Genomic DNA, 8,474 nt, shown 5'->3' on the forward strand with positions numbered 1-8,474 from the left:
GCCTTTTTTATTTGCCTTTTTATATAGCGACGTTAAGACGGAATTGAACAACGCAGTGCTGACAGTTTTATATGCCTAATAAAGGGGCAGTTTTAAATTGAAACGTGACTCATTTGTGTCTTTGAAGTAAAAGATTATATGAATTTACTTGAAAGCCTTTACATAACTTGTCTAGACAAGTTATAATTTGTGTAAGATAACAAAGGAGTGAGGGCTATGGCTGTAAAAAAACAAGATGTAAAAGCCATTGTAGATGCAATTGGGGGGAAGGAGAACCTAGATACTGCGACACACTGTGTAACAAGACTACGGTTAGTATTAAAAGATGATAATAAAGTAGATAAAGATGCGTTGAGTGATAATCCTTTAGTAAAAGGACAATTCAAAGCAGATCATCAGTATCAAATTGTTATTGGGCCGGGAACGGTAGATGAAGTTTATAAACAATTTGTAGCAGAAACGGGAGCAGAAGAAGCTTCAAAAGACGACGCTAAACAAGCTGCAGCTAAAAAAGGGAATCCAATTCAAAGATTGATTAAATTATTGGGGGATATATTTATACCAATCTTACCAGCGATTGTAACAGCTGGGTTATTAATGGGGATCAATAACATTTTAACTATGGAAGGGTTATTTGGTCCTAAAAAGTTAATAGACATGTACCCACAAATTGCGGACATTTCAAATATAATTAATGTCATCGCAAGTACCGCTTTCATTTTCTTACCTGCTTTAATTGGTTGGAGTAGTATGCGTGTATTTGGAGGAAGTCCAATTTTAGGATTGGTTTTAGGGCTTATCTTAATGCATCCGCAACTTGTATCACAATATGATATTGGTAAAGGGCATATACCAACTTGGAATTTATTTGGCTTAGAAATTAAGCAGCTTAATTATCAAGGACAAGTTTTACCAGTATTATTAGCAACATATGTGTTAGCTCAATTAGAGAAAGTACTAAACAAAGTTGTACATGATTCTATTAAGATGCTCGTAGTTGGACCGGTAGCATTGTTGATTACAGGTTTCTTAGCGTTTATAGTTATAGGACCTATTGCCTTAATATTAGGCACAGGCATTACAAATGGCGTGACTTATGTATTTGAACATGCAGGTTGGTTAGGTGGCGCGTTATATGGTTTATTATATGCACCACTTGTAATTACAGGTTTACATCACATGTTCTTAGCCGTTGATTTCCAATTAATGGGTAGTAGTTTAGGCGGTACATATTTATGGCCAATTCTAGCGATTTCAAATATTTGCCAAGGTTCAGCGGCATTTGGTGCATGGATTGTCTATAAACGTAAGAAAATGGTTAAAGAAGAAGGACTTGCGTTTACTTCAGGTATTTCAGGTGTATTAGGCGTAACTGAACCAGCTTTATTTGGTGTGAACTTACCATTAAAATATCCTTTTATTGCGGCCATTCTAACTTCAAGTGTACTAGGTGCTTTCATTGGTGCTCATAAAGTATTAGGTAGTGTTGGTGTAGGTGGTTGGCCTGCATTTATCTCAATCAAAAGTGAATTTTGGTGGATCTATCTTCCAGCTACATTAATTGCGACAGTTGTTCCTGCTGTGTTAACAATAGTATTTTCAAGATTTAGTAATCAAAAAGCTAAAAAGATGGTCGACACATCTAATTCATAAAAAAGTAAAGCGTTCAAGTTGATTAAACCTCTGAGCGCTTTTTATTTTCATATAATACATAAAGGTGGTTTAACAATGAGTGAACAAGACTGGAGAAAATCAGTTGTTTATCAAATATATCCCAAATCATTTAATGATACGACAGGCAATGGTGAGGGTGATTTAAAAGGTATTATTGAGAAACTAGATTATTTACATTTTCTAGGCGTAGATTACATATGGTTAACGCCAATTTATGAATCGCCTATGAACGATAATGGGTATGATATTAGTAATTATCTTACTATTAATGAACAATTTGGTACTTTAGAAGATTTTAAAGTTTTAGTGAAAGAAGCTCATCGACGAGATATTAAAGTAATGATGGATATTGTGATTAACCATACATCAACAGAACATCAATGGTTTAAGGAAGCCATTCAATCTAAAGATAGTCCTTATCGAGACTATTATTTCTTTAGACATTCGGAGGATGGACCGCCCACAAATTGGGAATCCAAATTCGGAGGTAATGCATGGCAATATGATGAAAAAAGTGATGACTATTATTTACACTTATTTGATGTTACTCAAGCAGATTTAAATTGGGATAATCCAGAAGTTAGACAAGCCCTTTATCAAATTGTCAATTATTGGATTGATTTTGGTGTGGATGGTTTCCGGTTTGATGTGATCAATCTTATTTCCAAAGGTGAATTTAAGGACTCTGACAAAATCGGAAAAGAGTTTTATACGGATGGACCCAAAGTGCATGAGTATTTACATGAATTGAATCAACATACATTTGGTAATAAGAATATGATGACTGTCGGTGAAATGTCGTCTACTACCATTGATCACTGTATTAAATATTCTAATCCAGAAAGAAAAGAATTGAGTAGTGTATTTAATTTCCATCATTTAAAAGTAGATTATCCTGACGGTGAAAAATGGGCTAAGGGTAGTATGGATTTTCAACAACTTAAAAAAATATTGATGGATTGGCAATTAGGTATATATGAAGGTGGTGGCTGGAATGCGATATTCTGGTGTAATCACGACCAACCACGTGTAGTTTCACGCTTCGGGGATGATAGTTCTGAATCTTTACGTCAAGCAAGCGCTAAAACATTAGCCATCTCACTACACATGCTACAAGGGACACCATATATTTATCAAGGCGAAGAAATTGGTATGACCAACCCTCATTTCAATTCAATAGATGCTTATAGAGATGTAGAATCATTAAATGCTTATGATTATTTGAAAAAACAGGGATACAACGAGCAAGACATTTTAGAAATATTAGATCAAAAATCACGTGACAACTCTCGTACGCCAATGCAATGGAATGCAACAAATCATGCAGGTTTTACAACTGGAGAACCTTGGATTTCTATTCCTCAGAACTATCACCATATTAATGTGGAACAAGCAATGAAAGATTCTGAGTCTATTTTACACACATATAAAGCATTGATTTCATTAAGACATCATCACGATATAATAACTTATGGTAATATTGAACCGATGTATATGGAACACGAACAATTATTTGTATATCGTCGTCATTATCGCAATCAAACTTGGTTGGTTATTGCTAATTTCTCTAAAGAACCTGTATTATTACCTGAAGATTTAGATGTCTCAGGTGATGTAATTATTCAAAATGGAATATTAGAGCAACGTCAAATGTCAGGCTTTGGTGCAATTGTGGTTGAAACGGCGAAGTAATTTTATGTAAAAAGAGGATCTCAACATGACTCAAAAGAAATTCATTACTATTTATGAACAGTTAAAAAATCAGATTTTATCAGAACAATACCAATATGGTGATCAAATACCGTCAGAGAATGAATTGGTATCTAATTATGGGACGTCTAGAGAAACGGTTCGTAAAGCGCTGGAGCTGTTAGCGAATGATGGCATGATTCAAAAGATTAGAGGAAAAGGGTCTGTTGTTATATACCAAGGAATCACTGAATTTCCGTTTTCAGAGTTGATTAGTTTCAAAGAAGTACAAGATCAATTAGGCTTGAAACACCATACTGAACTTATTGTTAACGAAGAAGTTAAAGCAGGCGATTATGAAAGAGTAAGGTTAGCATTAGGATTAAAAAATGATGATATATTGCTTCATGTTATTCGCGCACGTTCAATTCAAGACAAGGTGAAAATCTTAGATGAAGATTTTTTCTTGAAATCTGTAGTTACATCTATTCCTAATAGCGTTGCGAAACAATCTATATATAACTATTTAGAAAATGATTTAGAGCTAGATATCAGTTACTCAAGTAAATCTATTACTTTTGAACCATTTTCAAGATTAGACTATGAGATGTTTGGCGATATTAACCCTCCTTATACAGCGACAGTGCGAAGTACAGTATATTTAAAGGATACGACACAGTTTCAATATAATATATCTAAACATCTTGCGACTGAATTTAAATTTAAGGAGTTTTCAAGACGTCGAGAAAATTTATTGCAATAGAGTCGAAGCTGAACGAATTTATGATAGATATTTATAGTTGTAAGATTTTAAGCTTGCAAACATAATAGTAATTATAGTATTATAAATCTTACCGTGCTAGGTGGGGAGGTAGCGGTTCCCTGTACTCGAAATCCGCTTTATGCGAGACTTAATTCCTTTGTTGAGGGCGTATTTTTGTGAAGTCTGCCCGAAGCACGTAGTGTTTGAAGATTTCGGTCCTATGCAATATGAACCCATGAATCATGTCAGGTCCTGACGGAAGCAGCATTAAGTGGACTCTCATATGTGCCGTAGGGTAGCCGAGATTTAGCTAACGACTTCGGTAACGTTTGTGATATACGTTCGATTCAAAGGTGCACGGTTTTTAAATTTATAAATAATAATATCGAATATAGATTTGAGCGACTTGTATGATGAGTCGCTCTCTTTTTATATAAATAGATAAATGTGACATAATTTGATAAAGTTATAACGATAAAACAAACGAAATAGCTAATGACGTAAATGGTGGTGTAAAGATGCAAATCTATTTGAGTACCTTAACAGAAGTGGATTATGAAGAATCATTAAATAGTATTGAAGCAAATTACGATGAACAACCGGAAGCAAGTTGGCAGGAAAAAGCGCTTGTTAAAACATTAAGAAAGTCAGATGACTATAATTATGAGTTAGAAGTAATAGCGAAGAACGAACAAAATGAAGTGATTGGACATATCATGCTTGTCGAAGTCAGAGTGATTTCAGAAGAGAAAACATATACCGCTTTGACTGTCGCGTCACTATCAGTAAAAAAGGAATTAAGAAATCAAGGATTAGGTAAAGCACTAGTCCAAGCTGTTGAAGAACGTGCGAAGTCAGAAGGGTACACTACTATTGTAGTTGATCGAGAAACATCATACTTTACTCAATTAGGCTATCAATTAGCAAATGACTATAATTTATATTCTAAGGATGAAGATGTCACGCAGCCTTTATTAGTGAAGTTTCTATGGGATAATTTAACAGACCAACCAATTGGACAAGTAAAATATCCAAGTATTATGCGTTAAAGAATTTTTATTGATGAACAGGCTAGCACAAATGATATAATAGAGAGTAATTGCAAACGGAGGTGCTAAGGTGAATTATCAAGCGTTATATCGTATGTATCGTCCTCAAAGTTTTGATGACGTCGTCGGACAAGAGCACGTAACTAAAACTTTACGAAATGCGATATCTAAAGGGAAACAATCCCATGCCTATATATTTAGCGGCCCTAGAGGGACAGGAAAAACAAGTATTGCTAAGGTGTTTGCTAAAGCTATAAATTGTACAAATAGTACAGACGGGGAACCATGTAATGAGTGTGCAATTTGTAAAGGTATCACTCAAGGCACTAATTCTGATGTGATTGAAATAGATGCTGCGAGTAACAATGGTGTTGATGAGATTAGAAATATTAGAGATAAAGTTAAATACGCACCAAGTGAATCCGAATACAAGGTTTATATTATTGATGAAGTTCATATGTTAACGACAGGTGCTTTTAATGCGTTATTAAAAACATTAGAAGAACCACCTGCACACGCAATTTTCATATTAGCTACGACTGAACCTCACAAAATCCCACCAACTATTATTTCAAGAGCGCAAAGATTTGATTTTAAAGCTATCAGTTTAGAACAAATTGTCGAACGTTTGAAATACGTGGCTGATTCACAGTCATTACCTTACGATGATGAGGCGCTAGAATTTATTGCTAAGGCCTCTGAAGGTGGTATGCGAGATGCGTTAAGTATTATGGACCAAGCCATTGCTTTTGGAGATGAACATTTAACATTACAAGACGCGTTAAATGTTACAGGTAGTGTGGATGAAGCATCGTTAAATGAATTATTTAAAGATGTGGTTAAAGGCGATGTTAAGGCATCATTTACGAGGTATCATCAATTTGTTACTGAAGGAAAAGAAGTCAATCGTTTAATAAATGATATGATTTATTTCGTCAGAGATACAATTATGAATAAAACATCTAACCAAGAAGTCGAATATGACGCACTTCTTCATTTTGACTTGGATACCTTATATCGCATGATTGATATTATCAATGACACATTAGTATCTATACGTTTTAGTGTGAATCAAAGCGTGCATTTCGAAGTACTGTTGGTAAAATTAGCTGAAATGATTAAAGCTAAACCAGAAACAGTGCAAAATGTTGCTACAACACAAGTTGCTACAGAACCTAATAATGACGTTTTATTACAGCGTATGGAACAATTAGAGCAGGAATTGAAAGTATTAAAATCGCAAGGTGTATCGGCATCAGGACAGACGCAATCGCCGAAAAAGCCAGTTAGAAGTCAACAACGCTCAAAAAATGCTTTTTCTATGCAACAAATTGCTAAAGTGTTAGATAAAGCCAATAAAGATGATATCAAACTACTCAAAGATCATTGGCAAGAAGTTATTGATCATGCTAAAAACAATGATAAAAAGTCCTTAGTAAGTTTACTTCAAAATTCAGAACCAGTAGCAGCAAGCGAAGATCATGTGTTAGTGAAATTTGAAGAAGAGATTCACTGTGAAATTGTTAATAAAGACGATGAAAAGCGTAACAATATAGAAAGTGTAGTCTGTAATATCGTTAATAAAACTGTCAAAGTAGTGGGTGTTCCCTCAGATCAATGGTTACGTGTAAGAGCAGAATATCTTCAAAACAGAAAACAGGATCAACATAATGAAGCGAAAAAAATAGAAACTGAGCCAGAACAAGAAGATGTAGCACAAAAGGCGAAAGATTTATTTGGAGAAGAAACAGTACATATGATAGATGATTAGCTACACATGACAAGGCTAATATTCGTATGTATAATATAAACAAAGTTATTATTTAAAGAATTCAAGGAATTACAAGGAGGAAATAGATTATGCGCGGTGGCGGAAATATGCAACAAATGATGAAACAAATGCAAAAAATGCAAAAGAAAATGGAACAAGAACAGGAAAAATTAAAAGATGAACGTGTTGAAGGTACAGCTGGTGGCGGCATGGTTACTGTAACTGTTACTGGACACAAAGAAGTAGTAGATGTACAAATCAAAGAAGATGCAGTAGATCCAGATGACGTTGAAATGTTACAAGACTTAGTATTAGCAGCTACTAATGAAGCGATGAACAAAGCTGATAAGTTAACACAAGAACGCTTAGGTAAACATACTCAAGGCTTAAATATCCCTGGAATGTGATAAGATGCATTATCCAGAACCCATATCCAAACTTATAGATAGTTTTATGAAATTGCCAGGCATTGGTCCTAAGACCGCTCAACGTCTGGCATTTCACACATTAGATATGAAAGAAGATGACGTCGTTCAATTTGCGAAAGCGCTCGTAGATGTAAAGCGTGAACTTACCTATTGTAGTGTGTGTGGACATATAACTGAAAAAGATCCTTGTTATATTTGTGAAGATAAACAAAGAGATCGCTCAGTTATTTGTGTTGTTGAAGATGATAAAGATGTCATTGCAATGGAAAAAATGAGAGAGTTTAAAGGCTTGTATCATGTTCTACATGGCTCGATATCGCCTATGGATGGTATAGGCCCTGAGGACATAAATATACCAGCATTGGTTGAACGCTTGAAAAATGATGAAGTTAAAGAGTTAATACTCGCTATGAATCCAAATCTTGAAGGCGAATCAACAGCAATGTATATTTCCCGTCTTGTTAAACCAATAGGCATTAAAGTAACTCGTCTAGCACAAGGATTATCTGTAGGCGGAGATTTAGAATATGCAGATGAAGTAACATTATCTAAAGCGATAGCTGGTAGAACTGAAATGTAGTTAAAAACACTGATGCGTAACGTGTCAGTGTTTTTTAATTTTTGTTTAATAAAATGTAAAAAAGTTAAAGTTTGTATATAGTGAGATTTTAGAAGTGAATTACGATGTAAATCAAAAAAATTCATCCAAAAAACGAACTTTTATAATAACGTTTATTATATTATACGAAATCAGACACACCAAGAGATTTACACAGGAAAGAAAGTGTAAATTTTACTGTTGTTAAAAGTTTTGAATGTCTGTATAGTATATATTTGTTGAGCGAAACAAAGCGAAAACAACACAAATCACTTCAAAAATTAATTTTAAAAAGTTATTGACTTTCGAGTTAATAAGGCGTATAATTAATTCTTGTCGGTAAAAGAAATGAACATTGAAAACTGAATGACAATTTGTCAACGTTAATTCCAATAATGTAACGAAAGTTACAACAATTAATTTAGTTTTATGAGCTAATCAAACATCATAATTTTTTATGGAGAGTTTGATCCTGGCTCAGGATGAACGCTGGCGGCGTGCC

Annotated in this window: 7 protein-coding genes and 1 other RNA gene; all 8 read left to right on the forward strand. The window is 34.4% G+C overall.

Annotation, left to right across the window (positions count from 1 at the left end):
* Positions 1-216: 216 nt before the first annotated feature.
* The 8 genes from treP (at position 217) to recR (ending at position 7,954) form a co-directional block, all read left to right on the forward strand.
* Positions 217-1,653 carry a PTS system trehalose-specific EIIBC component gene (treP, locus tag ACJQQZ_RS09640; protein ID WP_124228260.1) on the forward strand — a complete coding sequence of 479 codons (1,437 nt, stop codon included), beginning with the start codon at positions 217-219 and terminating at the stop codon, positions 1,651-1,653.
* A 75-nt stretch (positions 1,654-1,728) separates the two neighbouring features.
* Positions 1,729-3,366 carry an alpha,alpha-phosphotrehalase gene (gene treC / locus ACJQQZ_RS09645; RefSeq protein ID WP_145506842.1) on the forward strand — a complete coding sequence of 546 codons (1,638 nt, stop codon included), beginning with the start codon at positions 1,729-1,731 and terminating at the stop codon, positions 3,364-3,366.
* A 25-nt stretch (positions 3,367-3,391) separates the two neighbouring features.
* Positions 3,392-4,126 (forward strand): trehalose operon repressor, encoded by a 735-nt coding sequence (treR, locus tag ACJQQZ_RS09650; protein WP_002451943.1) that lies wholly within the window; start codon positions 3,392-3,394, stop codon positions 4,124-4,126.
* Positions 4,127-4,217: 91 nt separating this feature from the next.
* Positions 4,218-4,487, forward strand: an RNA gene (gene ffs / locus ACJQQZ_RS09655) — signal recognition particle sRNA large type.
* A gap of 157 nt (positions 4,488-4,644) precedes the next feature.
* On the forward strand, positions 4,645-5,175 hold the full coding sequence (locus tag ACJQQZ_RS09660; protein WP_049425478.1) for a GNAT family N-acetyltransferase: 531 nt from the start codon (positions 4,645-4,647) through the stop codon (positions 5,173-5,175).
* A gap of 70 nt (positions 5,176-5,245) precedes the next feature.
* Entirely contained in the window at positions 5,246-6,946 is a 1,701-nt protein-coding gene (dnaX, locus tag ACJQQZ_RS09665) for a DNA polymerase III subunit gamma/tau (RefSeq protein ID WP_145506845.1), read from the forward strand.
* Between the two features lie 89 nt (positions 6,947-7,035).
* Positions 7,036-7,353: a YbaB/EbfC family nucleoid-associated protein gene (locus ACJQQZ_RS09670; RefSeq protein ID WP_002451946.1), complete on the forward strand. Its 318-nt coding sequence runs from the start codon at positions 7,036-7,038 to the stop codon at positions 7,351-7,353.
* A 4-nt stretch (positions 7,354-7,357) separates the two neighbouring features.
* Complete coding sequence (gene recR, locus ACJQQZ_RS09675) at positions 7,358-7,954, forward strand: recombination mediator RecR (protein WP_002466890.1); 597 nt, start codon at positions 7,358-7,360, stop codon at positions 7,952-7,954.
* The last annotated feature ends 520 nt before the right edge of the window (positions 7,955-8,474 follow it).

This window comes from Staphylococcus sp. KUGN1, from assembly GCF_045984185.1.
Lineage (GTDB): Bacteria > Bacillota > Bacilli > Staphylococcales > Staphylococcaceae > Staphylococcus > Staphylococcus warneri_A.